This window comes from Paracoccus onchidii (genome assembly GCF_028294535.1).
Classification (GTDB): domain Bacteria; phylum Pseudomonadota; class Alphaproteobacteria; order Rhodobacterales; family Rhodobacteraceae; genus Paracoccus; species Paracoccus onchidii.
In genome coordinates this window covers 183,454-209,416 of sequence record NZ_JAQBIE010000007.1, presented here as the reverse complement: position 1 = coordinate 209,416, position 25,963 = coordinate 183,454, and the positions used below count along the sequence as shown (strand labels likewise).

Below are 25,963 nucleotides of genomic sequence, written 5' to 3'. Positions count from 1 at the left end.
CAAGGACTGGCGGCGCGTTGCAACGCGGTACGACCGGTGCCCGAAGACCTTCTTCTCAGCGATCGTACTCGCCGCAACTGTCATCTTCTGGCTGTGAATCGGAATGAGTCCTGAGCCTAGCGCGAGAACTTCTTGTATTTCACGCGCTTGGGTTCGATCGAATCCGGGCCGAGGCGGCGGATCTTGTCTTCTTCATAGGCTTCGAAGTTGCCCTCGAACCATTCGACATGGGCATCGCCCTCGAACGCAAGGATGTGGGTACACAGGCGGTCGAGGAAGAAGCGGTCGTGGCTGATGATGACCGCGCAGCCGGCGAAATCTTCCAGCGCGGCTTCCAGTGCCTGCAGGGTTTCTACGTCCAGATCGTTGGTCGGTTCGTCCAGCAGCAGCACGTTGCCACCCGATTTCAGCAGCTTGGCCATGTGGACGCGGTTTCGTTCACCGCCCGACAGCTGGCCGACCTTCTTCTGCTGATCGCCACCCTTGAAGTTGAAGGCGCTGCAATAGGCGCGGCTGTTCATCTGCGCATCGCCCAGCACGATCTGCTCGGCCCCGCCGCTGATTTCTTCCCAGACGGTCGCGTCCGGGCTTAGCGCGTCGCGCGACTGGTCCACATAGGACAGGTGGACCGTGTCGCCATAGGTGACCTCGCCCTCGTCGGGCTGCTCATTGCCGGTCAGCATCCGAAACAGCGTCGATTTACCCGCGCCGTTCGGGCCGATCACGCCGACGATGCCACCGGGGGGCAGGCTGAAATCCAGACCTTCGATCAACAGCTTGTCGCCCATGGCCTTTTTCAGGCCGTTGACCTCGATCACCTTGTTGCCCAGACGTTCGCCGTTCGGGATGATGATCTGGGCGCGCGACAGCTTTTCACGCTCGGACTGGCTGGCCATTTCGTTATAGGCGTTGATACGCGCCTTGGATTTCGCCTGACGGGCCTTGGCACCGGCGCGGATCCATTCCAGTTCGCGTTCCAGAACCTTCTGCTTGGACTTGTCCTCGCGGGCTTCCTGTTCCAGCCGCTTGGCCTTCTGTTCCAGCCATGCGGAATAGTTGCCCTCGTAGGGGATGCCCCGGCCGCGATCCAGTTCCAGAATCCAGCTGGTGATGTCGTCAAGGAAGTAGCGGTCATGCGTGACACACAGGATCGTACCCTTGTATTCGATCAGGTGCTTTTGCAGCCAGGCGATGGTTTCAGCGTCCAGGTGGTTGGTCGGTTCGTCCAGAAGCAGCATGTCGGGCGCTTCCAGCAACAGCTTGCACAGTGCGACGCGGCGGCGTTCACCGCCCGACAGGGTGCTGACATCGGCGTCGTCCGGCGGGCAGCGCAGGGCCTCCATCGCGACGTCGATCTGGCTGTCCAGATCCCACAGGTTCTCGGCGTCGATCTCGTCCTGCAGACGCGCCATTTCATCGGCGGTCTCGTCCGAGTAATTCATCGCCAGTTCGTTATAGCGATCCAGCTTGGCCTGCTTGGCGGCGACGCCCAGCATGACATTGCCGCGCACATCGAGGCTTTCGTCCAGCTGCGGTTCCTGCGGCAGATAGCCGACGGTCGCCCCCTTGGCGGCCCAGGCCTCGCCGGTGAAATCCTTGTCGATCCCGGCCATGACGCGCAGCAGCGTCGATTTACCCGCGCCGTTGACGCCGACGACGCCGATCTTGACGCCGGGGAGGAAGTTCAGACGGATGTTTTCAAAGACCTTCTTGCCCCCGGCATAGGTCTTGGACACGCCGTCCATGTGATAGACAAACTGATAGGACGCCATCGGATTCTCCTGCAAAACTTTCGCGATGTTTAGGCGAAAGCGTCGGCAGGGAAAAGGTCAGCGTAACTGCGCGTTGAAATCGGCAGACATGTGGCTGGACAGGAAATCGAACTGCGATTCCAGCTTGGCGCGCAGTGCCGCGCGTGCGGGATCGGGCACGGAAATGCCGTCCGGCGCAGCAAAGACCTTGGTTTGCAACCCCTTATAGCTGCCGCGGGGCAGGCCCAGAAACGTCTCGACCTCGCGGATCAGGCCTTCCGGGTCGGTAGCAATACGCCCGAACGGCAAGACCAGCAGCCGATCCGGCCCGAAACGCGCCTGCCAGCGTGGCAGATAGGTCGCGTAATCGCCGCGATCCAGCAGCACCGGATCCTCGATTTCGGCAAGCCAGTCATCCAGATTCTGCGGCATGCGATTCTTGCGGCGCAGGTTCATCTTCAGCTGCGAGATCGCGCGATCGACAGGGTGGCGGATGATATAGATGAATTGTGCGTTGGGCAGGAAATCCCGCACATAATCGACGCCCTCATCGGGGAGGGTCGAATATTCGGGCGTAATGTCGATGGGGCGGGTTCCGGCGGGCGCAGGCGCGAAGATGCTGCGATACCAGCGTTCCGTGAACATCTTGCCGGTTGTCACCTCGGACAGATAGACGGCCTTTTCCGGAGACAGCGGCACCCCGCGTGCCATATGGCGCTTGACGATGTTTTCCTTGCTGCGCCGGAAATGCCAGGGCAGCCAGTCACGATGCTCGGGCACGAAGCGATGATTGAAGAACTGGACCTCCTTGAAGGGCGGCGTCCAGATCTTGGGATGCTGTGCCAGAATCGTGCTGAGCCAGCTGGTCCCGGCCTTCTGCGCCCCGATCCCGACGATACGCGGCTTTCGCGGTTTGCCGTCGGGATCCCAGTCGGGCGGCGCATCCTTCATAGCCGCCCCCAAAGATCATATTCGCTGGCTTCATCGACCGTGACACTGACAATGTCGCCCGGCGACAGGGTCTCGAACCCTTCATCGATGAACAGGTTGCCGTCGATTTCGGGGGCATCCGCTTTGGTGCGGCAGGTTGCGCCCTGTTCGTCGATCTCATCCACGATCACGTCCAGCACGGTGCCGACCTTGGCCCGCAGCTTGGCTTCGCTGATCGCCTGCGCCTTTTCCATGAATCGATCAAAGCGGTCCTGCTTGACCTCGGCGGGGACATGATCGGGCAGGTCATTGGCCCGCGCACCGGCGACGTTTTCATATTGGAAGGCGCCGACGCGATCCAGTCGCGCCTCGTCCAGCCAGTCCAGCAGGGTCTGGAACTCGGCCTCGGTCTCGCCGGGATAGCCGACGATGAAGGTCGAGCGCAGGGTGATCTCGGGGCAGACACTGCGCCACGCCGCGATTTCCTCCAGCGTCTTGGCCCCCGCCGCGGGTCGGGCCATGCGTTTCAGCACGTCGGGATGGGCGTGCTGGAAGGGGATGTCCATGTAGGGAAGGATCAGCCCATCCGCCATCAGCGGGATCAGGTCGCGCACATGCGGATAGGGATAGACATAGTGCAGCCGCACCCACGCGCCCAAGGACCCCAGATCACGCGCCAGATCGGTGATATGCGCACGATGGCCGCGTTCGGTTTCGTATTTGCGATCGACGCCATAGGCGCTGGTATCCTGGCTGATAACCAGCAGTTCCTTGACCCCGGCCTGCACCAGTTTTTCCGCCTCGCGGATGACGGCATGGGCGGGGCGGCTGACCAGACGGCCGCGCATGTCGGGGATGATGCAGAACTTGCATTTGTGGTTACAGCCTTCCGAGATCTTCAGATAGCTGTAATGCCGGGGCGTCAGGCTGACGCCGGATGCAGGCAGCAGATCGACAAAGGGATCGGGCCGTGGCGGCACCGCGCCATGCACCGCGTCCAGCACCTGTTCGTATTGATGCGGGCCGGTGACGGCCAGAACCTTGGGATGGGCACCGGTGATGTAATCGGGCTCGGCGCCCAGACAGCCGGTCACGATCACACGCCCGTTTTCCTGCAACGCCTCGCCGATGGCATCCAGACTTTCGGCCTTGGCGCTGTCCAGAAAGCCGCAGGTGTTCACGATCACTGCATCCGCGCCCTGATAGTCGGCGCTGATGGCATAGCCTTCGGCCCGCAGGCGGGTCAGGATGCGTTCGCTGTCAACCAACGCCTTGGGGCAGCCAAGGCTGACCATGCCGATGGTCGGTTGGCCATCGCGCCGCTCTTCTGGGATGCGGGCACGGGCTAGGTCGGGGCGCAGGTCTGGCGGGTTTGTGTGCATTTGCTGCAGATAATCCATTCCGTTGCGCGGGAAAAGAACACAGTTCGGATATTTGATGACATATCGCGGCAATTCCGCCCCGCCCGGACACCAAGCAGGTCAAGGCAAGGTGCCTATGGCACGGGCAAGGCTATGGGCGGGCCTTCAATCCGCGGCGGCGCGGGTGCCCGAAAGGGCGATCATCGACATCCCGCTGGAAATCAGCTCGATCGCCAGCAACACGCCAAGAATCGTGGCGGCGGCCGCCGGGAAATTCGCAAAGATCATCACCGCCAACGCGACTGAAACCGCGCCACTGACCAGCACCAGCCAGAAGGCACCCGATCCGCGCAATGAAAACGACATGACGACCTTGAACAGGCCAGAGACAAGGAAAAGGCTGGCGACAAGGATCGTCAGCGAAATGATTCCGGCCAATGGCTTGGCCAGCAGCATGAAACCCAGCAGCGCAAAGGCCAAACCAAGCAGGATCGCCCATAGACGCCCGTCCCAACCCGGCGCGCGAAAGGCCGCGATCAGTTGCAGCACCCCGATGAAAAGGAATGACCAACCGGCCAATTGTTCCGCCGTAAGTGTCGCCGCCAACGGGTTCATCAGGGCCAGAAGCCCCGCAGCAATCGACACGACCCCCATGGCGATCCAAAGAAATTTGCTGTTCATCCGTGCAACTCCTGCCTGAAATACCCCCGGATGATCACATAAGATCACCGATTATGCGCACACTAATTCGGCCGTTGCGGCGTTTTCATGGTGATTGTCGCATAAATGCGTCGCATGGCCGCGATCACGCAGCCGTGGCTTTCCCTGCGGATCGGGCTGTTGCAGATTACCGGCATGATCACATCCTTGCGCCCTGCCCTGCCCCTGATCGCCGCCTTGTGCGCGGCCCTGTTCGTTGCTTCGGCACAGGCCGAAATCCGCGAACATGGCAAATATATCGACATCATCAACGACAAGGGCGGCAATGTCATGGAAATGGCGCAGCGCCGCAGCAAGCTGGCGCGGTCGGGAAAGCAGGTCCGCATCCGCGGCTATTGCCGTTCGGCCTGCACGATGCTGATCACCCTGCCCAATGCCTGCATCGGGCCAAAGGCCCGGATCGGATTTCATGCCCCGCGCATCCCGAACACGACGATCATTCCCCCGATCGTGGATCAGATCATGGGCAACTATTATCGCAACGGCATTCGCGCCAAATGGTATGGCGGCTGGAACCGGTCAATCGACATGAATGTCATCTCGGCACGCGAATATGTGCGCCTTGACCCCCAGACCCGCATTTGCAGCAGCCTGGGGGGCAAGAAGAAATAGGCCCCCGATACGCCTGCAGGGTGATCATTCGCGCAAGCGCCAGCCTGTCGCAAAAATCCAGCGGATGATCGCGAAACAGACCCCGACCATCAATGCGACCGCCATCAGCGACACCCCGACCGGTACATCCGCCAGTCCAAAGAACGACCAGCGAAATCCCGAAATCAGATACAGGACCGGGTTCAACTTGGCGACGGCCTCCCAGAACGGGGGCAACATGTTGGCCGAATAGAACGCGCCACCCAGAAAGACCAGCGGCGTGATGACCATCATCGGAATGATCTGGAGCTGTTCAAAGGATTTCGCCCACAACCCGATGATAAAGCCCAACAGGCTGAACCCCAGCGCGGTCAGGAACAGAAAGGCCAGCATCCAGAACGGATGCAGGATATGCACCCCGACAAAGAAGAAGCTGGTGCCCAGAATGATCAGCGCGATCAGCATCGCCTTGGCGGCGGCGGCCCCCACGAAGCCCATCGTCACCTCGATCCAGCCTACCGGCGATACCAGATATTCATAGATCGTGCCGCTGAACTTCGGGAAATAGATCCCGAAACTGGCATTGCTGACCGATTGCTGCAACACCGTCAGCATCATCAGGCCGGGCACGATGAACGCCCCATAGGGAACACCCTCCACGGATTGGATGCGCCCGCCAATCGCGGCACCGAAGACCACGAAATACAGCACCGTCGACACCACCGGCGATGCCATCGACTGCCAGATCGTGCGGAAAAAGCGCATCATTTCGTGGTGAAAGATCGCCCAGACCCCGGGCCAGTTGATTGACGCATTCATGCCGCGTCCTCCGATTTGTCGCTTTCGACCAGCGACATGAAAACTTCTTCCAGGCTGGATTGGCGCGTCGACACATCGCGGACGGTGATCCCGTTCGTGGCAAGATCCCCCAGCAGGCGTGCGATGCCGGTACGTTCGGCGCGGGTATCATATTCATAGCTGATGCAACTGCCGTCCTGTGACAGAACCAGCCCGCGTCCCGCCAGGCCCGACGGAATCGCCTCCAGAGGGGCATCGACTTCGATGGTCAGGGTCTTCTTGCCGAATTCCCCCATCAGCTCATCCTTGGATTTCACCAAAAGCAGCTGGCCGTGATTGATAACCCCGATCCGGTCGGCCATTTCCTCGGCCTCTTCCAGATAATGCGTTGTCAGGATGATGGTCACCCCATCCTTGCGCAGCTGTTCGACGACCTGCCACATCTCGCGGCGCAGGGCGACATCGACCCCCGCGGTCGGCTCGTCCAGGAACAGCACCTTGGGGCGATGGGACAGCGCCTTTGCGATCAGCACACGACGCTTCATGCCGCCCGACAATTCGCGGGTCGCGGCATCGCGCTTGTCCCACAGGGCCAGGCTGCGCAAAACCTGCTCGATATAGGCCTCGTCGGGCTTTTCGCCATAAAGGCCGCGTGTAAAGCGCACGCAATTGATGACTTTCTCAAAGGGTTCAAGCGCGATTTCCTGAGGCACAAGCCCAATCAACTTGCGGGCGGCGCGCCATTCCTTGCGCAAATCATGCCCGCCGACGCTGACCGACCCGCTGCTGGCTTCGACCAGACCGCAGATGATCGAAATCAGCGTGGTCTTGCCGGCGCCATTGGGGCCAAGCAGGGCGATGATCTCGCCCTCTTCGATGGACATGCTGACATTGCTCAGGGCTTTGGTGCCGCTGCCATATTGTTTCGACAGATTGTCGATTTCGATGATTCCGGCCATATTTCCGGTTCCTCGTTCTATTTATGCTGCGCCGGAGGCGTCGGGACGAGCAGCGATTTGTTCCCGGGTTGCGGCCGCCGCCGCAGCGTCACGGCCAGCAACAACGCCAGCGCGACATAGCCCATCGCGCCCACACTGAAGGCGCCCGAATACCCCAAATGGGAAACCAATGGCTGTGATGCCAGAGGCGAGAGGAACTGACCCAGAAAAATTGCTGCTGTCACCAGCCCGGACACCAACCCGCGATGCCGGGCCGGAGTCACATTCAAGGCCGTGGTAATAAAGGTGGGCATGCACAGGCCCAGTCCGGTGCCGATAAACGCGGTGGACAGCATGGCAACCGGCAGCGAATGCCCCAGAGACAACAACAGAAAGCCGATGGCCAGTGACAGATACCCTGTGACCGGCGTGCCGATACGGCCCAGCCACGGCCTGATCCACCCCGAAATCACCGACATCAACGCTGCGGCCAACATCATGGCCCCCATGACAAGACCTGCCGCGCGCGGATCGGTCATGCCTTCGGCCTGCAAATGATACGGCACCTGCGTCGGCACCGCGTAGAAGATGACAAAGGTCAGCCCCGCCGCAATTGACATGATGGCAACGGTGGCCTGCCAGCCGGGTTCGGCATCGTCTTGCCCGGCATGGGCCGCGCCCCCGTCCGCATCGCGCACAGGTTCGGGCAGAACCGCCGCCAGAAACGGCAACAGCAGCGCCGCAAGGCCATAGATCGCGAATGGCAACCGCGCATCCCAGGATGCCAGCACCCCTGCCGTTGTCACAAAGATCAGGCCGCCCAGATTGGTCGCGGCCATCTGATAGCCCAGCAATCGTCCACGCGCCGGTCCTTCGAAATAGTCGCCGACCAGCGCCGCCTGCGATGTCATGATCGCGGCCACGCCCAGGCCCAGAAACAGCCGGCTGGCCAGGATCGCCTCGATCGAGTTCAGATACAGCCCCGCCGTACCTGCAACCGCATAGATGATCAGCCCCACCAACAGCGGCTTGCGCCGCCCAAGCCGATCCGTCAGCCCGCCCGCAAAGGGGGCAACGATCGCAACCAGCAGCGAGGGTGCGGTAATCAGCAACCGGGTCAGCATGGGGGCCAGCGGGTCATCCGCAAACCGCGCCTCCAGCCCCGGCAGCGACGGTGTGATGGTGGCATTGGACATGATTGTCAGCATGGCCGCAAACATCAGCCCCCATGCGCGGGGGTCCAGCAACAGACGATCCATCTCAGCCCTCTGATTTTTCGGGTTCGGGGCGGTCATAGGGCCGCGCCACGCGGGCATCCGCCAGGGTGTCGGTCCACCAGCGCAAGCGATGCGCGAACACGGCCATGGCCGCCTCGGCCGCTGCGCGATCATCGGGGTCGGTCAACCGGCCCAATTCGTCAAAGCGTCGCCAAGGCGATGCGAAGCTGAGCGTATCGCGAATGGTCACGGTGTGCAGTTCTGCCAGAATGACCCGAAGGGCTTCGATCGCGCGCAAGCCGCCCGAAATACCCCCATATCCAACCAGACCGACCGGCCTGGCCCACCATTGCGCGGTCACGGAATCTATCAGCGTCTTCAGATGCCCGGGTTCAGCGTGGTTATATTCGGGCGTGACAATCACAAAACCATCCGCCCCGTCCATTCTGGCGCAGAGGCGCCGGATGGCCTGCGGATCCCCGGTCTGCACCTGCAACAGTTCAGGATCGGCGGGATCGAGGATTTCAGGTTCGAAACCGTGACCCGCAAGCTGTGCTGTCACCCATGCGGCCACACGGTCATTGATCCGCCCTTCGCGGATCGAGCCCAGGATCACCACGATCCGATTTCCCTGCGTCATGCAAACATCCTTGCCAATCGTCATGAAACGCCACCAGCGTTCCCAAAATCGCAACACATCGCGCGTAACGGCCCCGAACAATGCCTCAAAGCCGTGGCCATACGCATCAAAGCTGCCATATAGCCGCTTTGACCCAAGTTTGCCATGAAAGCCAGCCAAGCTGTCGCATTTCGGTCACGCATCGGGGGCATCGCCGCTGGGACGCACACCCGGCGCGGCTTGCACCCCCGACGAGGAAAGGTGATGGTCACGTTTGACAAACCGGGCCAGGATTGGCGCCATAGATACACGCCCTTGTTAGGAACTGGCCCTGATGTTTCCCATTCGCGATCACAATCCATCGCTGCGCAAACCCTATGTCACATGGATGTTGATCGCGGCGAATATCATCATGTATCTGCTGACCCTGCCGGGCAATGGCGGCGGACAGGAACTGTGGGCAAGACTGGCCCTCTATCCTGTGGCGGTGATGCATGGCGAATATCTCTGGGGTCTGTTCAGCCATATGTTCCTGCATGCCGGATTGATGCATCTGGGCGGGAACATGCTGTTCCTGTGGATCTTTGGTGACAATCTGGAAGACCAGATGGGCCATGGCGGGTTCTTGCTGTTCTACCTGACGGCTGGCCTGCTGGCCGCCGCCGCCCAGATCGCCGCCGCGCCGATGTCGACGATTCCGATGGTCGGCGCTTCGGGGGCGATCGCAGGTGTCATGGGGGGATACCTGCTGATGTTTCCACGTGCACGCGTCGATATCGTCGCCATTTTCATTATTTTCTTCAAGGTTTTCACCCTGCCCGCCTGGATCGTGCTGGGATTGTGGCTGTGCCTGCAGCTGTTCGGCGGCTTCAGCATGGTCGGTTCCGAGGGCGGGGTTGCCTATTGGGCCCATGCCGGCGGGTTTGTCGCCGGGGCCGTTCTTTGTCTGCCCGTGTTTCTCAGACGTGGCGGCCCGACCTTCTGGGCGGCAACGCATGGGCATCCACCCCATGCGGCGGCGACCTATTCCCCAACCCGCATTCCGCGCGTCAGACGCTAGGCCCGCCACCGGCCAGACGCCCGACCGACATGTGGCGTTTTGACCCGAAACCCTTGCGACGCTCAACCTCGAACCCGGCATCGGACAGCGCCCTGCGCACATGCCCTGCGGCGGTATAGGTTGCGAATGTCGCCCCCGATGCGCTGTGGGTTGCGACCTGTGCCATGATCTCGGGGGCCCACATCTCGGGGTTCTTGGCCGGCGAAAACCCGTCCAGAAACCATGCATCGGCCTGACCGTCCCATTGCGGCAATGTCTGGCGCACATCCCCGATCTGCAATCGCAGCTGGACATGCCCGACCTGAATGCAGGGCTGCCCCCATCCCTGACGCAATTGCGCCGAAAGCGCCGCGAAACCGGGAAAGGCGCCATGAGCCTGCGTCAGTTGCGCAACATCCATCGGATAGGCTTCGAAGCTGGTCATCACGACGGGAACCTGCGCGACAGATGCCAGTGCAAGACAATTCAGGCCAGTCCCGAACCCAAGTTCGGCCACATGAAACCCCGCATGCAATCGCGCTGGCAGGTCATTGCCGTCCAGAAAGACATGCCGCGTTTCCGCCAATCCGCCCGACAGGCTGAAATACGGATCGTCGAACCGCACCGAAACCGGCACGGCGCCATCGCGCCAGGTCAACTGTGGCTGGTCCGCCTGCGTATTCTCGGTTAGATCGCCCATCAGGCTGTGCTATGGGAAAGGCGTCCTGCTTGGCAAGTGTAACCATCATCGGCGCAGGGATCTTTGGTTTGACCTGCGCATGGGAAATCGCCCGACGCGGCCACAAGGTCCGTGTATTCGAGGCGCAGGGCATCGGCGCAGGGTCTTCGGGCGGGCATGTCGGTGCGCTGGCCCCTCATGTACCCGACAACTGGAACCCCAAAAAGGCGTTTCAACTGGAAAGCCTGTTGGCCGCCGACAGTTTCTGGACCGAGATCGAGCATCGCTCGGGGATTGCGACTGGGTTTGGGCGCACCGGGCGTCTGCAACCACTGCCAGACAAGACCAGCGCGGACCGAATGCAGGACCGCATCCGGGCCGCGAGCGCGCGTTGGCCCGCGACGATGCCAATGCAGGTGACCGACGACCCCGAAACACCGCTGGCGCCAATCAGCCCATCGGGCCTGTGGCTGCGCGACGGCCTGACCGCACGGATCGCGCCCCGCGCCGCGTTGCGCGCGCTGGCCGGGGCGATTACGAAGGCAGGCGGAGAAATCGTGGAAAACACGCCGATGCAACCCGGCCAGACCAGCGGCCCGACCTTGTGGGCGACCGGGGCCGGCGGTTTGGCCGACCTGGGCCATCACCTAAACCGACAGGTCGGCAAGGGCATCAAGGGACAATCGGCCCTGATCAGGTTTTCGGCCCCTTCTGCGCCACAGGTCTTTGCCGACAGCTTGCATATCGTGCCTCATGCCGATGGCACGACGGCGATCGGCTCGACTTCGGAAAATGATTTCGAACATGATGCCCCCGATGCCCTGCTTGACGGCATCATCGCCCGAGCCCATGCGATCTGCCCGCAACTGCAAGGGTGTCAGGTCATCGACCGATGGGCCGGACTGCGACCGCGCGCCAAATCCCGTGCTCCGCTGTTGGGACACTGGCCCGGCAAGGCCAATCATTTCGTGGCCAATGGCGGATTCAAGATCGGGTTTGGCATGGCCCCCGGAATCGCGACGGTCATGGCGGACCTGATCCTTGAAGGGCATGACGCCATCCCCGACCCGTTCAGGCTGATCTGATCGTCGCGCCCGCCCTAGGGCAAGGGTGAAACCCCCACCACCAGGGGGTGCAAGCCAATCAGCACGACCCACAGCACCGGCACAGCCAACAGGCGCCACCGCGTGACCCGAAACGCATTGGGCAGCCCCGTTCGCCTGATCCCGGCCAACGCAAAGGCCAACATGCCGGCAAACAGCATCACATGCGCCAGGTCTCCATTGGCAATCAAATGCGCAGCTGCCCAGATCGCGAAGGCCGCAACCAGCCCCGCCATGCCCACCGACAAAGCCCCGGTCAGGATCGCGACCGGCATGATCATATTGATCAGCCAGCGCCCCGCGACACCTGAATCCCACAACATGACCCGATCAACGGCACCCGCTGCACGGATCAGCCATATCAGCAGGATCAGGGACAGTATGCTGAACCCGATCAGATAGCCGCGCCGGCCCAATATCGCGATCAACCTGCCCCGGACATGCGGACGGGCCGGCATGACATGCGCACCCAGAAAGCAGATCCAGGACAGAAAATAGATCAGCCAATCACCCATGTTTCATCGATACCCGCTTGCCCCCGACCATGCCAACAGGTGAAACTGCAGGAAAACCGGAGATTGCCCATGACCACCCGCCTCGACAAGGCCTTCACCGCGATAGACGACGCCAACGCCAAGGACCCACGACAGGAACACGGCACGCCCGCCAACCTGCTTTATGGCCAGCGCATGACCGCTGAACAACAACGCCTGTTCCCGAACGCCAGTGACGCGCTACGAATCGCCTGCCGCGGACAGCATGTCGAACGCTGGTTGCTGCCACGCGATTCATATCCGATGGACCGCGCCGGATATCTGCAATGGCGCACCGAACAGGGGCGTCGCCATGCCAAGCGCATTTCCGGTATCATGGAAGAGGCGGGCTATGACGGCGAAGACATCGATCAGGTCCGCAAGATGCTGACCAAGCAGGGCCTGAAGCGCGACTCCGAGGTGCAGGCCCTGGAAGATGTGATCTGCTTCACCTTCATCCGCTGGTATCTGGGCGATTTCATGGCCGAACAGCCCGACGAGAAGATGCCCCGCATCATCGAAAAGACCGCCCGCAAGATGTCGGCCGACGGGCGCGCCAAGGCCCTGGCGGAATTCCAGATGCCCGAAGCCTTCGCCCGGTTTTTCCGCGAGGACTGATGCGCGCCGTCATCGTATCCCACGGGCAGCCCGGCGATCCCGAACCGCAGGAACAGGCAATCCGCGATCTGGCCGCCAAGGTCGCGGCCCATGACCCGGGCTGCCAGGTTCTTGGCGCGACGCTGGCCATGCCGGGCGCGCTGGCCGCCGCCTGCGACGATCACAGCCTGATCTACCCGATGTTCATGGCCGAAGGCTGGTTCACCGGTACGCAGCTGCCGCGCAAACTGGCCGAGGCCGGGGCCCCGAAGGCCCGCATCATGCGCCCCTTCGGCACGGATCCGGGATTGCCGCCGCTAATCATCCGGCTTGCCCATCAGGCCGCCACCGAACAGGGTTGGGCCACCCGTGACACGACATTGCTGTTGTCGGCGCATGGCTCGGGCCGGTCGCAGGCCAGCTTCAACATCACCTCGGCGCTGGCCGATCTGATCGCGCCGCAATTCGCCCGCGTGGTGACCGGCTTTGTCGAACAGGAACCCTTCATCGCCGATGCCGCCCGCGACCTGAGCCGCGCGGTCAGCCTGCCTTTCTTCGCGCTGCGGGCCGAGCATGTGACCGACGATCTGCCGCAGGCGCTGGATCAGGCGGGCTTCACCGGCCCGCGTCTGGACCCGATCGGACTTGCGCCCGACGTGCCCGCCCTGATCGCCGATGCGCTGCGCCAAGAAACTTTAAACTTGAAATAAATAACCGGTCATGTCAGCCTGCACCCGACAGGAGGTAAGATGACATGAAGATTCTGTGCCTCGGCGGTGGGCCTGCGGGTCTGTATTTCGCGATCTCGATGAAGCTGCGCGACCCCGCGCATCAGGTCACGGTGCTGGAACGCAACCGGGCCAATGACACCTTCGGCTGGGGCGTCGTGCTGTCGGATGACGCGCTGGAACGGATGCAGCGCAACGATCCGCAATCGACGCAGGCGATCCGCGACAATTTCATCTACTGGGACGATATCGCCGTGATCCGCGACGGCCATCGCGACGTGTCGGGCGGGCATGGCTTTGCCGGGATCGGACGCAAGAAGATGCTGACCCTGCTGCAGGATCGCGCCCGCGAACTGGGCGTGGACATGCGGTTTGAAACCGAATTCGGCAGCGCCGAAAGCTATGCCGCGGATTACGATCTGGTCGTTGCCTCGGACGGTCTGAACAGCAAGGTCCGCAGCGAATATCAGGATGTGTTCAAGCCCGATATCGACATGCGCCTGTGCAAGTTCATCTGGCTGGGCACCCACCAGAAATTCAACGACGCCTTCACCTTCATCTTCGAACGCACCGAACATGGCTGGCTGTGGGCGCATGTCTACCAGTTCGACAACGACACCGCGACCTTCATCGTCGAATGCAGCCAGCAGACCTGGGACAGCTTTGGCTTTGAAGGGATGAGCAAGGACCAGATCGTCGAGACCTGCCGATCCGTCTTTGCCGATCATCTGGGCGGGCATGACCTGATGTCGAACGCGGCACATCTGCGCGGCTCGGCGGTGTGGATGAACTTTCCCCGCGTGATCTGCGACCGCTGGTACAAGGACAATGTCGTGCTGATGGGCGATGCGGCGGCGACGGGGCATTTTTCCATCGGCTCGGGCACGCGGCTGGCCTTTGACAGCGCAATCGCGCTGGCCGAATACCTGCATTCCGAACCCACGATGGAGGGCGCTTTCGCCCGCTATCAGGAAGAACGCCGGCTCGAGGTGCTGCGCCTGCAATCGGCGGCGCGCAACAGCCTTGAATGGTTCGAAGAGGTCGAGCGTTATTTCGACCTGCACCCGATCCAGTTCACCTATTCGCTGCTGACGCGCAGCCAGCGGATCAGCCATGAAAACCTGCGCCTGCGCGATCCCGACTGGGTGCGCCGGGCCGAGGACTGGTTTCAGCAGCAGGCAGGAGGCCAGGCCGGGCGCGCGCCGATGTTCGCGCCCTATCGGTTGCGCGACATGACACTGAAGAACCGCATCGTCGTATCGCCCATGGCCCAATACAAGGCGGTCGAGGGCAGGCCGACGAACTGGCATCTGGTTCATTACGGCGAACGCGCCAAGGGCGGCGCGGGGCTGGTCTATACCGAGATGACCTGCGTGTCGCCCGAAGGCCGCATCACCCCCGGTTGCCCCGGTCTCTATGCCCCCGAGCATGAAACCGCCTGGCGCGAGATCACCGATTTCGTGCATCAGGAAACCGATGCCCGCATCTGCTGTCAGATCGGCCACTCGGGCCGCAAGGGCAGCACCCGCATCGGTTGGCAGGGCATGGACCAGCCGCTGCCGGATGGGAACTGGCCGATCATGTCGGCCTCGGCCCTGCCGTGGTCGGCGGGAAACGCCGTGCCGCAGGAAATGACACGGGCGCAGATGGATCAGGTCCGCGACGAATTCGTCGCCGCGACCCGGATGGCCGAACGCGCCGGGTTCGACATGATCGAACTGCACGCCGCCCATGGCTATCTGATCAGCAGCTTCATCTCGCCGGTGTCGAACCGGCGCGGGGACGATTATGGCGGTTCGCTGGACAATCGCATGCGCTGGCCGTTGGAGGTGTTTGCCGCCATGCGCGCGGCATGGCCGCAGGGAAAACCGATCTCGGTCAGGATCAGCGCCAATGACTGGATCGGCGATCACGGCGTCACCCCCGAAGAGGCCGTGCAGATTGCCCGCATGTTCCGCGAGGCCGGGGCCGATATCATCGACGTCTCCGCCGGACAGACGACCCCCGACGCGCGCCCCGTCTATGGCCGCATGTTCCAGACGCCGTTTTCCGACCGCATCCGCAACGAGGCCGGGATCGCGACCATGGCCGTCGGCAATATCTATGAGCCCGATCACGTGAATTCGATCCTGATGGCGGGGCGGGCCGATCTGGTCTGTCTGGCACGCCCGCATCTGGCCGATCCCTACTGGACGTTGCATGCCGCCGTCGCGCTTGGCGATGAGGCGACGGAATGGCCTCTGCCCTATCTGGCCGGGCGCGATCAGGCCCGCCGCCTGGCCGAGCGTCAGGCCGAAGAGATCCGCGCATGAGCCGCGTTCTGATCACCGGCGGAGGCAGCGGCACGGGCGCCGACATGGCCCGCGCCTTTGCCAGCGCCGGGCACGAGGTCGTCATCACGGGGCGCAGCATGGACAAGCTGGCGCAGGTGGCGACGGATGGCATCCGCGCCGTTCCGGGCGATGTCGGCAATCCCGATCAGGTGCGTGCCATGTTCGAACAGGCCGGGCCCTGTCAGATCGTGATCGCCAATGCCGGGATGGCCGAGGCCGCGCCCTTTGCCAAGGTCGATCCGGACCACTGGCAGCGCATGATCGCCACCAATCTGACCGGCACCTTCCTGACCTTTCAGCATGGCCTGGCACAGATGCAGGCGGGCGGGCGGCTGATCGCCATCGCCTCGATCGCGGGGCTGCGCGGGGCCGCCTATGCCGCGCCCTATGCCGCCAGCAAGCATGGCGTGATGGGTCTGGTGCGGTCGCTTGCCCATGAGGTGGCGAAAAAAGGCATCACCGTGAACGCGATCTGCCCCGGCTTTCTGGATACCGACATGACGCGCCGCAGCATCGCCAATATCGTCGAAAAGACCGGCCGCAGCGAGGCCGAGGCGCTTGCATCCCTGACCGCGCGAAACCCGCAGGGCCGGTTGGTCGCGCCCGCCGAGGTGACGGGCACGGCATTGTGGCTGGCCTCGCCCGCGGCGGCCAGCGTGAACGGGCAGGCCATCATGCTGGACGGGGGGGAAAGCGCATGAACGATCTGTCCAAGCGCCGGCTGAAGACCTGGGTGCGGATGCTGGGCGTGACCCGCGCCGCCGAAAACCGGCTGCGCGACTATCTGCGCCGCGAGCATGACACCACCCTGCCGCGTTTCGATGTGATGGCCGCGCTGTGGCGGCGGCGCGACGGGGTCACGATGTCGGAACTGTCGCGGATGCTGCTGGTGTCGAACGGGAATGCGACGGCGGTGGTGGACCGTCTGGAAAGGGACGGGCTGGCCCGCCGCGAGGCCGAGGATGGCGACCGCCGCCGCATTCGCGTGCGCCTGACACCCGAGGGGTTGACCGCCTTCGAGGCCATGGCGACCGGCCACGAGGCCGAGGTCGATGCCATCTTCGCCAGCCTGGGCGAGGCCGATCTGGATATGATGCGCGACATTCTTGCACGCGCCGGGAGAAGCGAATGACACCGATCCGCATGGCGAACCTGACGCCGCAGCATTTCCACTGGCAGGTCATCGACCGCATCGCCGTGATCCGCCTGAACCGCCCCGAACGCAAGAACCCGCTGACCTTCGACAGCTATGCCGAACTGGGCCGCACCTTTCGCGATCTGGCCCATGCCGAGGATGTGGACGTGGTCGTTCTGGCCAGCAATGGCGGCAATTTCTGTTCCGGCGGCGATGTCCATGACATCATCGGCCCGCTGGTCGCGATGGAAATGCCGGAACTGCTGGCCTTTACCCGCATGACGGGTGAGCTGGTCAAGGCGATGATCCATTGCGGCAAGCCGGTGATCGCCGCGGTCGAAGGGATCTGTGTTGGCGCGGGCGCGATCATGGCCATGGCCAGCGATCTGCGGCTGGCGGCACCCTCGGCCAAGGCGGCATTCCTGTTCACCCGCGTCGGTCTGGCGGGCTGCGACATGGGCGCCTGCGCCATGTTGCCCCGCATCATCGGTCAGGGCCGCGCCGCCGAATTGCTGTATACCGGTCGCGTCCTGCGCGCCGAAGAGGGCGAGCGCTGGGGCTTCTGGAACAGTCTGCACGAGGATGTCGAAGCAGCGGCGATGGAACTGGCACGCGCCATCGCGGCCGGGCCGGTCTGGGCGCATGGCATCACCAAGACGCAGCTGAACCAGGAGTGGAACATGGGTCTGGATCAGGCGATCGAAGCCGAGGCGCAGGCCCAGGCAATCTGCATGAAGACCCGCGATTTCGAACGGGCCTACCGCGCCTTCCTCAAGAAGGAACAACCGGTGTTTCAAGGCGACTGACCTGCGCCATTTGGGTATTTGGACAAAGAAGAAGATGGACCGAAGCTTTCTGGACTGGCCGTTTTTCGAGGATCGTCACCGCGAGCTGGCGGCGGCGCTGGACGAATGGGCCGGGGCGGCGCTCCCGGTCGATCACGGCGATGTGGACGCGGCCTGCCGGGGATTGGTGCGTGATCTGGGCGCGGGCGGCTGGTTGCGGCACTCGGGCGGTGAGGTGCTGGACATTCGCAGCCTGTGCCTTATCCGCGAAACGCTGGCCCGGCATGACGGGCTGGCGGATTTCGCCTTTGCGATGCAGGGTTTGGGGATGGGCGCCGTGACCCTGTTCGGCACAGCTGCCCAGCGCGGCTGGCTGGAACGCACGCGGACCGGCGCGGCGATTTCGGGCTTTGCGCTGACCGAGCCGGGATCGGGATCGGATGTGGCCCGAACGGCCACCACCGCGCGGCGCGAGGGCGATGGCTGGGTTCTGGAGGGCGAGAAGACCTATATATCGAATGGCGGGATCGCGGATGTCTATGTGATCTTTGCCCGCACGGGTGAAGCCGAAGGGGCAAGGGGGCTGTCGGCCTTTCTGCTGCCTGCCGAAACGCCCGGGCTGCTTGTGGTCGAGCGGATCGAGGTCATGGCGCCGCATCCCCTGGCGCATCTGCGGCTGGAGGGGGTGCGGCTGCCCGCGGACGCGCTGATTGGCGAGGCGGGGTCCGGGTTTCGCATCGCCATGACGGTTCTGGATCATTTCCGCCCGACCGTCGGGGCCGCCGCGCTTGGCTTTGCACGGCGGGCGCTGGACGAGGCCGTGACCCGCGTTCGCGAGCGGCAATTGTTCGGCGCGCCGATGGCCGAATTGCAGATGGTTCAGGGGCATATCGCGGATATGGCGCTGAAGATCGATGCCGCCGCGCTGCTGGTCTATCGCGCGGCCTGGACCAAGGACATGGGCGCACCGCGCATCACCCGCGAGGCGGCGATGGCCAAGCTGTATGCGACCGAGGCCGCGCAGCAGGTGATCGATCAGGCGGTGCAGTTATGGGGCGGCGACGGCGTCCGGCGCGGCACCATGGTCGAAAGCCTGTATCGCGAGATCCGCGCCCTGCGCATCTATGAAGGCGCCAGCGATGTGCAGAAGCTGATCATCGCCCGCAACATCCTGGAGGGCGCATGAGCTATCACCACAGCATCGCGATCGAATTCTGCCACTGCGATCCGGCGGGGATCGTGTTCTATCCGCGCTACGCCGAGATGGTGAATTCCGTGGTCGAGAATTTCATGGCCGAAGAGGTCGGCTATCCCTTCGCGCAGATGATTGCAGAGGGGTACGGCATGCCCACCGCACGGCTGGAAGTGGATTTCCGCAAACCCTCGCGTCTTGGGGATCGGCTGGATTGGCATCTGCGGGTCGAGCATCTGGGCCGCACGAGTGCGCGGTTCCTGGTGACCGCCGATGACCGGATCGAGGCCCGCGCCACCGTGGTGTGGATGGATCGCGATTTCCGCCCGGCCCCCTGGCCCGCCCATATTCGCCCCCATTTCGAGGCCCATCATGCATGAACACCTGCATCCCGCGAATTGGAAACGTGCCGTCGGCTATGCCAATGGCATCGCCGCGCGTGGCCGGATGATCTTTACCGGCGGGCTGGTCGGCTGGGACGCCGATCAACAGTTCCGGACCGACGATTTCGCCGGTCAGGTCCGGCAGGTTCTGGAAAACATCGTCGCGGTTCTGGCCGAGGGCGGCGCGGGGCCCGAACATCTGGTGCGGCTGACCTGGTATGTCACCGACAAGCAGGAATACCTGTCCGCGCTGCGCGAGGTCGGCACCGCCTATCGCGAGGTGATCGGCCGTCATTTCCCGGCCATGGCGCTGGTTCAGGTCGCCGGCCTGGTCGAGGACCGCGCCAAGGTCGAGATCGAGGCAACAGCGGTCGTTCCGGACTGATCAACAGGAGTGGAAGATGGTGAAACTGGGACCAAGCGGACATACCGACAGCTTTACCCGCGACAATCTTCCACCGCACGTGGCCTGGCCCGAGATCGACCTGTCGGGCTTTGACTATCCCGACTGGATCAATATCGGGGCCGAACTGACCGATAACATGGTCGATCGCGGTTTTGGCGACCGCAATGCACTGGTCGGCAATGGCCGGGCGCGCACCTACAAGGAACTGGCCGACTGGACCAACCGGCTGGCACATGCGCTGGTCGAGGATTACGACATCCGGCCCGGCAACCGGGTGCTGATCCGGTCGGCCAACAACCCGGCGATGGTGGCCTGCTGGCTGGCCGCGACCAAGGCGGGGGCGGTCGTCGTGAACTCGATGCCGATGCTGCGCGCCAAGGAACTGGGTCAGATCATCGACAAGGCCCGGATCACCCATGCGCTGTGCGACACGCGGCTGATGGATGAGCTGGTCGCGGCGGCCAAGGATTCGCCGTTTCTGGAAACGGTGGTCGGTTTTGACGGCACCGCCAATCACGACGCCGAACTGGATCGCGCCGCGCTGACGAAACCGGTGAAATTCGACGCGGTCCGGACCGGGCGCGACGATGTGGCGCTGTTGGGTTTCACCAGCGGCAGCACGGGCGAGCCGAAGGCGACGATGCATTTCCACCGCGACATCCTGATCATCGCGGACGGCTATGCCAAAGAGGTGCTGGGCGTCACGCCCGACGATGTCTTTGTCGGCAGCCCGCCCCTGGCCTTTACCTTCGGGCTGGGCGGGCTGGCGGTGTTTCCGCTGCGCTTCGGGGCGTCGGCGGTGCTGCTGGAAAACGCCTCGCCGCCCAACATGATCGAGATCATCCAGCGCCACCGCGCCACGATCTGTTTCACCGCGCCCACCGCCTATCGGGTGATGCTGCGCGCGATGGATGAGGGGGCCGACCTTTCCAGCCTGCGCGCCGCCGTCAGCGCGGGCGAGACCCTGCCCGCGCCGGTCTGGCAGGAATGGCACGACAAGACCGGCAAGCCGATGCTGGACGGGATCGGCGCGACCGAGATGCTGCATATCTTCATCACCAACCGCTTTGACGACAGCCGTCCGGGCTGCACCGGGCGGCCCGTGGGCGGTTATCGCGCCAGGATCGTCGGACCCGACGGGCAGGAACTGCCCCGCGGCGAGATGGGCCGCCTTGCGGTGATCGGACCGATCGGCTGTCGCTATCTGGATGACCCGCGGCAGGGCGATTATGTCCAGAACGGCTGGAACCTGACCGGCGACACCTTCTGGCAGGACGAGGACGGACGCTTTCACTTTGCCGCCCGGTCGGACGACATGATCGTCTCGGCCGGCTATAATATTGCTGGTCCCGATGTCGAGGCCGCGCTGCTGGCCCATGCCGATGTGGTCGAATGCGCGGTGATCGGCGCACCCGATCCCGAACGCGGACAGATCGTGCAGGCGCATGTTGTTCTGGCCCCGGGTGTGACCAGTGACCAGACTATGATCGAAACGCTGCAAAACCACGTCAAATCTCTGATCGCGCCTTATAAATACCCGCGAGAGATCCTGTTTCCCACGGCGCTGCCCAAGACACTTACCGGGAAAATCCAACGTTTTCGCCTGAAGCAGGACGATTGAGCCGATCATCGCGTCAGGCGTGACAATCGCGACATGCTCATGCACAGTTTCGTCCATATGCACCAGCCCGTCACATATATCCGAATGGTTGCGGGGGCCGCGTTTCTGGCCCTGTCGGCTGTCGGCAATGCCGATGCGCAAGAACGCGAAGCCGACACTGGACACGCGCCGATCAGGTTTCGCGACATCACATCGCTGAATTTCTATGGTCAGGCAAATGAGGGTGTTCTTCGCTTCGACGACGGCGAAGAAACAAGTGATTACGGGATCGTGGCCAATGGCAATGCCGTCAGCCGCGCCGGCCTGTCCCTGACGACCGATTATGATCGCGGCTGGACCTTTTTCGCCAATTTCGAACTGGGATTTCTGGCCCGTCCAGCACGAGAAAAGACCCAGATCGGGTCCAGCCGGGTCGATGACGGATCGGATCGAACCGAAACCCGCAAGCTCGAGGCGTCGCTGTCCAGCCCCCGCGGCGGCCGTTTCTGGATCGGACAGGGCAGCATGGCCTCGGACGGATCATCTGAACACGATCTGTCGGGCACCGGCCTGATCGCGTCATCGAATGTGTCCAATATGGGGGGCGGCCTGTTCCGCACGCGGCAAGGCGCGTTGTCAGATGTTTCGACCGCGGCCGCCTTTAACAATTTCGACGGTCTGGGGCGCCAGTTCCGGCTGCGCTATGACACGCCGACGACCAAGGGGGTCACGTTCAGGGTTTCCTACGGCACCGATGTCGTGAACAACAACAAGGGTGATCTGCAGGATGTTGCGGTCAGCTATGGCGGCAATGTCGCGGGCCGAAACCTGTCGGCCGGGCTTGCCTATGCCCATGACAAATTTCGCGATGCCGAAACCATTTCGGGATCGGTGTCTGCCCTCGACCCCGGCACCGGTCTCAGCCTGACCGTGGCAACGGCCTTTCGCCAGCAAGATCGGGACGCGCGTTATCATTACCTCAAGCTGGGTTTGCAGCGCGATTGGTTTTCTGCGGGCAGAACCGCCCTGTCAATCGACCACTATTCAGGTCGTGCGATCGTCAAAGCGGGTTCGACCAGCCGGTCCTGGGGCATCGCCGCGGTTCAGCGCATGGACAACTGGAACACCGACCTGTTCTTCGGCATGCGCCGCTATGATTATGACGATTCATCCGATGCCTTCCAACACGGGGTGGCGACCATGCTTGGAATGCGTATCGGGTTCTAGACCAACCATGAAAACAGGGACGGATCAGGTGACAAAAGCATATGACCCCGCAGGCGAAGGCGCTCAGATGTCGTTTCAGGGGCGCATGTCCTATGGCGATTACCTTGGGTTGGACCAGATTCTCAGCGCGCAGCATCCCAGATCGCAGGCGCATGACGAAATGCTGTTCATCATCCAGCATCAGACCGCCGAACTGTGGATGAAACTTGCCCTGCATGAGATTTCGGCCGCGCGCGACAACATCGCGGCAGGCAATCTGCGCCCCGCGTTCAAGATGTTGACCCGTGTGGCCCGGATCATGGAACAGCTGAATTCCGCATGGGATGTTTTGCGCACCATGACCCCCAGCGAATATACCGAATTTCGCGAAAGTCTGGGGCAGAGCAGCGGCTTTCAATCCTATCAATACAGGATGATCGAATTCGTGGCAGGCAACCGCAATACCGCCATGCTGCCCCCCCATGCACACCGCCCCGATCTGGTTGAATCCCTGAAGGCCGAACTGACGCGACCATCGCTATATGACGTGGTTCTCGACCGGGTGCGCGATGCGGGCTTTGATCTGCCCGAACGCGGGCAACGCGACCAACCCCATCAATCCGATCCCGCCGTGAATGCCGCATGGGCCGCGATCTATGACAATCCGGAACAATATTGGGAACTGTATGAGCTGGCCGAAAAACTGGTCGATTTCGAAGATTATTTCCGCCGCTGGCGCTTTAACCACGTCACCACGGTAGAGCGTGTGATCGGGTTCAAACGGGGGTCGGGCGGCACCTCTGGTGTCAGCTATTTGCGGCGCATGCTGGACGTGGTGCTGTTTCCCGACCTGTGGGAGATGCGCACCAAGCTATAGCAGCCACCTATTCTTCCGGCCGGGTAAAATAGCTGTATCCTCCTGTCTCGGCAAAGCCGAGGCCCGCATAGCATGCCAATGCCGCAGAATTGCCCCGCGTCACCGCCAACGCCAGGGTATCAGCCCCCCGATCGCCCGCCCAGAACGCGGCGCGGCGGACCATCCAGCCCGCCAGCCCCTTGCGGCGCAGCTCTGGCACAACCTCAAGCGCATGCAGCACGGCAATGCCTTCGGCAATTGCCACGAAGGCCGTGCCGGCGGCACGATCATCCATCCGCCCGAGAATCGTCGTCTTGGGCTGGGCCGCACGCCCCATCACCGCAAGCCGGTCTGCTGCTATACCCGCAGCCGCCCAAATATCATTCTGAATCGCCAATGCAGGCCACAGATCAAAGGCCGTCACCGGCGGAAGCGCAAGATCCGTCAACCCGTCAATATAGGCGCACAACACCACCGTCGCCCGCGATGGCCGAAAGCCCATCGCGATCAGCCTGTCGCGCAAATCAACCTGATCGTCGCCCACCTGAAACCGGGCTGTCTGGCCGCAGCTGCGTTGAAATTCGATGACATCCCGAATGTCCGTTTCGGTCCATGCCCCAAATGACAGCGCGGAATTGACCCGATCTCCCCCACCATCGCCATGCCCGACGCGGAATCCGCCGACCTCTTGCACTGTCTGCGCCGGCCATGTGGCGCGACAGGCCGCCTCGATCGCGACCGTCCTCACAGGGCCAGCCGTTGCTTCAACGCCGTCATGGCGGCCTCGACACGTTCCGGGTCCAGTCCTCTGACAACCAGATTCGTGCCCCATCCCTTTTCATCGTGGAACGGATATGATCCCAGAGACAGATCCGCAAAGCTGGCCGCAAGTTGTTTCAGATCTTCTGCAACCTCACTTTCCCCGCGTCGCACTTCGATCGATTGCGACTGGACAGGCCGCCCGCTGGCCAGCTGGGGGATCAGCCAGGCAACCATCCCGCGAAAGACTTCGGGAACCCCGGCCATGACATGCGTATTGCCGATGGAGAAACCGGGCGCACCCGAAACAGCGTTCTCGATCAGGCGGGCGCCAATCGGAATACGCGCCATACGCAGCCTTCCTGGCGTCAGCTCGGTCCCCATCCGGTCACAACGCTCCTGCAGGATTGCCCGCGCCGCATCGTTCACCTCGGCCAAAGTTCCATGCGCCAGCGCCACCGCATCCGCGGTTATATCGTCATGCGTGGGGCCAATTCCGCCCGAGGTAAACAGCAGATCGTATTTTCCGCCAAGGCTTGAATCCAGCGCCCGCACCGCGTCGACGATCTGATCCTGTTCGTCGCTGACCACCCTCATTTCACACAGGTTGATGCCGGTGGCGGTCAGAACCTGCGCCAGGTGATGGGCGTTTCCTTCGCGGGTGCGCCCCGACAGTATCTCGTCCCCGATCACCAGAATCGCTGCGCTGGGATTGTCTGATTGCATGATTATTCGCCCCCGATACCATGGGTTTCTTCTAAGCTGTTGCACGGCACTGGAACAAGAGGCCGGTCACGTCTATCTATGCCCCCAGATGAAAGGATCAGCGATGGACGAAGAAAGCCGCATCACCAAGGAAGGTATCCGGATTCATGCGCCGCAGGATTTCGCGGGCATGAGAAAGGCTGGCACAGTTGCCGCGCAGATCCTCGACGAGGTCGGCGATTTGGTCGAGCCGGGCACCAGCACAGGAAAACTCGATGATTTCATTACCCGCAGGGTCGGGGAACTGGGCGCGACATCCGCCACCATCGGCTATCGCGGCTATCAGCATGCCAGCTGCATCAGCGTCAACCATGTCGTCTGCCACGGGATCCCGGGGGACAAGCTGCTTCAGAACGGCGACATCCTGAATATCGACGTGACCGTCATCGTCGATGGCTGGTTCGGCGATACCAGCCGCATGTATGTCGCCGGCAAGCCCTCGATCAAGTCGCAGCGGCTCATTCAGGTGACCCATGACTCGTTGATGAAAGGCATCGAGGCGGTGCGCCCCGGGGCCACATTCGGCGATATTGGCCACGCCATCCAGCAATATGCCGAAAAACACCGCATGTCGGTGGTCCGTGATTTCTGCGGACATGGCCTTGGGCGTGTGTTCCACGCCCCCCCGAACGTGCTGCATTTCGGGCGTCCCGGCAAAGGCCCCGTGCTGGAAGAAGGCATGTTCTTCACGATCGAACCGATGGTCAATCTGGGACGCCCGGAAACCAAGGTTCTGGCCGATGACTGGACCGCGGTCACACGCGACAAATCGCTTTCCGCACAGTTCGAACACTCGATCGGCGTCACCGCGGACGGGGCCGAGATATTCACCCCATCCGACAGGTTCATGACCACGCTAGGCTGACCCTGGCGCAATCACCGTCAGGGGCCGAATGGCCCCTGACCACGATCTCTTGCCGGCGGGCTGGCCCGTCGGCG

28 protein-coding genes and 1 pseudogene are annotated in these 25,963 nt (G+C 62.7%); 17 read left to right on the top strand and 12 right to left on the bottom strand.

From position 1 onward, the window contains the following. A pseudogene (locus tag PAF17_RS07020) lies at positions 1-97 on the top strand (IS5/IS1182 family transposase); the annotation flags it as partial. A 19-nt stretch (positions 98-116) separates the two neighbouring features. Here the strand turns inward: PAF17_RS07020 and ettA are convergent. The 4 genes from ettA to PAF17_RS07000 form a co-directional block, all read right to left on the bottom strand. After that, the gene (gene ettA, locus PAF17_RS07015) at positions 117-1,772 is read right to left on the bottom strand and encodes an energy-dependent translational throttle protein EttA (protein WP_271888383.1); all 1,656 of its coding nucleotides are present in this window, start codon (positions 1,770-1,772) and stop codon (positions 117-119) included. A gap of 57 nt (positions 1,773-1,829) precedes the next feature. Further along, a complete protein-coding gene (locus tag PAF17_RS07010) occupies positions 1,830-2,702 on the bottom strand; it encodes a sulfotransferase family protein (RefSeq protein ID WP_271888382.1) in 873 nt (290 codons plus the stop codon). Continuing rightward, positions 2,699-4,063, bottom strand: coding sequence for a 30S ribosomal protein S12 methylthiotransferase RimO (gene rimO / locus PAF17_RS07005; RefSeq protein WP_271888388.1), 1,365 nt, complete (start codon positions 4,061-4,063; stop codon positions 2,699-2,701). Before rimO ends, PAF17_RS07010 begins: the two co-directional genes overlap by 4 nt. A gap of 144 nt (positions 4,064-4,207) precedes the next feature. After that, entirely contained in the window at positions 4,208-4,723 is a 516-nt protein-coding gene (locus PAF17_RS07000; RefSeq protein ID WP_271888381.1) for an HdeD family acid-resistance protein, read from the bottom strand. A gap of 114 nt (positions 4,724-4,837) precedes the next feature. On the opposite strand from PAF17_RS07000, the gene PAF17_RS06995 reads away from it, so the two are divergent. Continuing rightward, entirely contained in the window at positions 4,838-5,374 is a 537-nt protein-coding gene (locus PAF17_RS06995) for a hypothetical protein (RefSeq protein ID WP_271888380.1), read from the top strand. Positions 5,375-5,398: 24 nt separating this feature from the next. On the opposite strand, the gene PAF17_RS06990 is transcribed toward PAF17_RS06995, so the two are convergent. The 4 genes from PAF17_RS06990 to PAF17_RS06975 are packed head-to-tail and all read right to left on the bottom strand — an operon-like array spanning position 5,399 to position 8,946. Then, positions 5,399-6,172 (bottom strand): ABC transporter permease, encoded by a 774-nt coding sequence (locus tag PAF17_RS06990; protein WP_271888379.1) that lies wholly within the window; start codon positions 6,170-6,172, stop codon positions 5,399-5,401. Continuing rightward, positions 6,169-7,110 carry an ABC transporter ATP-binding protein gene (locus PAF17_RS06985; RefSeq protein ID WP_271888378.1) on the bottom strand — a complete coding sequence of 314 codons (942 nt, stop codon included), beginning with the start codon at positions 7,108-7,110 and terminating at the stop codon, positions 6,169-6,171. The genes PAF17_RS06990 and PAF17_RS06985 overlap by 4 nt, the downstream gene beginning before the upstream one ends. Before the next feature lie 17 nt (positions 7,111-7,127). Next, a complete protein-coding gene (locus tag PAF17_RS06980) occupies positions 7,128-8,348 on the bottom strand; it encodes an MFS transporter (protein WP_271888377.1) in 1,221 nt (406 codons plus the stop codon). Position 8,349: 1 nt separating this feature from the next. Beyond that, positions 8,350-8,946, bottom strand: a complete 597-nt coding sequence (locus tag PAF17_RS06975; protein ID WP_271888376.1) for an NADPH-dependent FMN reductase — start codon at positions 8,944-8,946, stop codon at positions 8,350-8,352. 313 nt (positions 8,947-9,259) lie between these two features. Between PAF17_RS06975 and PAF17_RS06970 the strand changes: the two genes are divergently transcribed. Continuing rightward, on the top strand, positions 9,260-9,985 hold the full coding sequence (locus PAF17_RS06970) for a rhomboid family intramembrane serine protease (RefSeq protein ID WP_271888375.1): 726 nt from the start codon (positions 9,260-9,262) through the stop codon (positions 9,983-9,985). Here PAF17_RS06970 and mnmD read toward each other — a convergent pair. After that, a complete protein-coding gene (gene mnmD / locus PAF17_RS06965; RefSeq protein WP_271888374.1) occupies positions 9,975-10,664 on the bottom strand; it encodes a tRNA (5-methylaminomethyl-2-thiouridine)(34)-methyltransferase MnmD in 690 nt (229 codons plus the stop codon). The genes PAF17_RS06970 and mnmD overlap by 11 nt on opposite strands. A 29-nt stretch (positions 10,665-10,693) precedes the next feature. On the opposite strand from mnmD, the gene PAF17_RS06960 reads away from it, so the two are divergent. After that, positions 10,694-11,728, top strand: coding sequence for an NAD(P)/FAD-dependent oxidoreductase (locus PAF17_RS06960; RefSeq protein WP_271888373.1), 1,035 nt, complete (start codon positions 10,694-10,696; stop codon positions 11,726-11,728). A 14-nt stretch (positions 11,729-11,742) separates the two neighbouring features. On the opposite strand, the gene PAF17_RS06955 is transcribed toward PAF17_RS06960, so the two are convergent. Then, the gene (locus PAF17_RS06955; protein WP_271888371.1) at positions 11,743-12,261 is read right to left on the bottom strand and encodes an NnrU family protein; all 519 of its coding nucleotides are present in this window, start codon (positions 12,259-12,261) and stop codon (positions 11,743-11,745) included. Between the two features lie 69 nt (positions 12,262-12,330). Here PAF17_RS06955 and PAF17_RS06950 point away from each other — a divergent pair, with 69 nt between their 5' ends. The 12 genes from PAF17_RS06950 to kynA are packed head-to-tail and all read left to right on the top strand — an operon-like array spanning position 12,331 to position 23,521. Next, positions 12,331-12,897, top strand: a complete 567-nt coding sequence (locus tag PAF17_RS06950; RefSeq protein WP_271888370.1) for a DUF4202 domain-containing protein — start codon at positions 12,331-12,333, stop codon at positions 12,895-12,897. Beyond that, on the top strand, positions 12,897-13,586 hold the full coding sequence (locus tag PAF17_RS06945) for a CbiX/SirB N-terminal domain-containing protein (protein WP_271888369.1): 690 nt from the start codon (positions 12,897-12,899) through the stop codon (positions 13,584-13,586). Before PAF17_RS06950 ends, PAF17_RS06945 begins: the two co-directional genes overlap by 1 nt. A 44-nt stretch (positions 13,587-13,630) precedes the next feature. Then, positions 13,631-15,916 carry a bifunctional salicylyl-CoA 5-hydroxylase/oxidoreductase gene (locus PAF17_RS06940; protein ID WP_271888368.1) on the top strand — a complete coding sequence of 762 codons (2,286 nt, stop codon included), beginning with the start codon at positions 13,631-13,633 and terminating at the stop codon, positions 15,914-15,916. Then, positions 15,913-16,638, top strand: coding sequence for an SDR family NAD(P)-dependent oxidoreductase (locus tag PAF17_RS06935; RefSeq protein WP_271888367.1), 726 nt, complete (start codon positions 15,913-15,915; stop codon positions 16,636-16,638). Before PAF17_RS06940 ends, PAF17_RS06935 begins: the two co-directional genes overlap by 4 nt. Continuing rightward, on the top strand, positions 16,635-17,069 hold the full coding sequence (locus PAF17_RS06930) for a MarR family winged helix-turn-helix transcriptional regulator (RefSeq protein WP_271888366.1): 435 nt from the start codon (positions 16,635-16,637) through the stop codon (positions 17,067-17,069). The genes PAF17_RS06935 and PAF17_RS06930 overlap by 4 nt, the downstream gene beginning before the upstream one ends. Beyond that, positions 17,066-17,878, top strand: a complete 813-nt coding sequence (locus PAF17_RS06925; protein ID WP_271888365.1) for an enoyl-CoA hydratase family protein — start codon at positions 17,066-17,068, stop codon at positions 17,876-17,878. Before PAF17_RS06930 ends, PAF17_RS06925 begins: the two co-directional genes overlap by 4 nt. Positions 17,879-17,912: 34 nt before the next feature. Next, positions 17,913-19,043 carry an acyl-CoA dehydrogenase family protein gene (locus tag PAF17_RS06920; RefSeq protein WP_271888364.1) on the top strand — a complete coding sequence of 377 codons (1,131 nt, stop codon included), beginning with the start codon at positions 17,913-17,915 and terminating at the stop codon, positions 19,041-19,043. After that, positions 19,040-19,429, top strand: a complete 390-nt coding sequence (locus tag PAF17_RS06915) for an acyl-CoA thioesterase (RefSeq protein ID WP_271888363.1) — start codon at positions 19,040-19,042, stop codon at positions 19,427-19,429. Before PAF17_RS06920 ends, PAF17_RS06915 begins: the two co-directional genes overlap by 4 nt. Then, complete coding sequence (locus PAF17_RS06910; RefSeq protein WP_271888362.1) at positions 19,422-19,817, top strand: RidA family protein; 396 nt, start codon at positions 19,422-19,424, stop codon at positions 19,815-19,817. The genes PAF17_RS06915 and PAF17_RS06910 overlap by 8 nt, the downstream gene beginning before the upstream one ends. A gap of 16 nt (positions 19,818-19,833) precedes the next feature. Continuing rightward, positions 19,834-21,459, top strand: a complete 1,626-nt coding sequence (locus PAF17_RS06905; protein ID WP_271888361.1) for an AMP-binding protein — start codon at positions 19,834-19,836, stop codon at positions 21,457-21,459. A 39-nt stretch (positions 21,460-21,498) separates the two neighbouring features. After that, a complete protein-coding gene (locus PAF17_RS06900; protein WP_271888360.1) occupies positions 21,499-22,665 on the top strand; it encodes a porin in 1,167 nt (388 codons plus the stop codon). A 28-nt stretch (positions 22,666-22,693) separates the two neighbouring features. Further along, on the top strand, positions 22,694-23,521 hold the full coding sequence (gene kynA / locus PAF17_RS06895) for a tryptophan 2,3-dioxygenase (RefSeq protein WP_271888359.1): 828 nt from the start codon (positions 22,694-22,696) through the stop codon (positions 23,519-23,521). Positions 23,522-23,528: 7 nt separating this feature from the next. On the opposite strand, the gene PAF17_RS06890 is transcribed toward kynA, so the two are convergent. Both PAF17_RS06890 and PAF17_RS06885 read right to left on the bottom strand, forming a co-directional pair. After that, positions 23,529-24,248 (bottom strand): GNAT family N-acetyltransferase, encoded by a 720-nt coding sequence (locus PAF17_RS06890; RefSeq protein WP_271888358.1) that lies wholly within the window; start codon positions 24,246-24,248, stop codon positions 23,529-23,531. After that, complete coding sequence (locus tag PAF17_RS06885; RefSeq protein ID WP_271888357.1) at positions 24,245-24,985, bottom strand: competence/damage-inducible protein A; 741 nt, start codon at positions 24,983-24,985, stop codon at positions 24,245-24,247. The genes PAF17_RS06890 and PAF17_RS06885 overlap by 4 nt, the downstream gene beginning before the upstream one ends. Positions 24,986-25,088: 103 nt before the next feature. Between PAF17_RS06885 and map the strand changes: the two genes are divergently transcribed. Continuing rightward, the gene (map, locus tag PAF17_RS06880) at positions 25,089-25,889 is read left to right on the top strand and encodes a type I methionyl aminopeptidase (RefSeq protein ID WP_271888356.1); all 801 of its coding nucleotides are present in this window, start codon (positions 25,089-25,091) and stop codon (positions 25,887-25,889) included. The last annotated feature ends 74 nt before the right edge of the window (positions 25,890-25,963 follow it).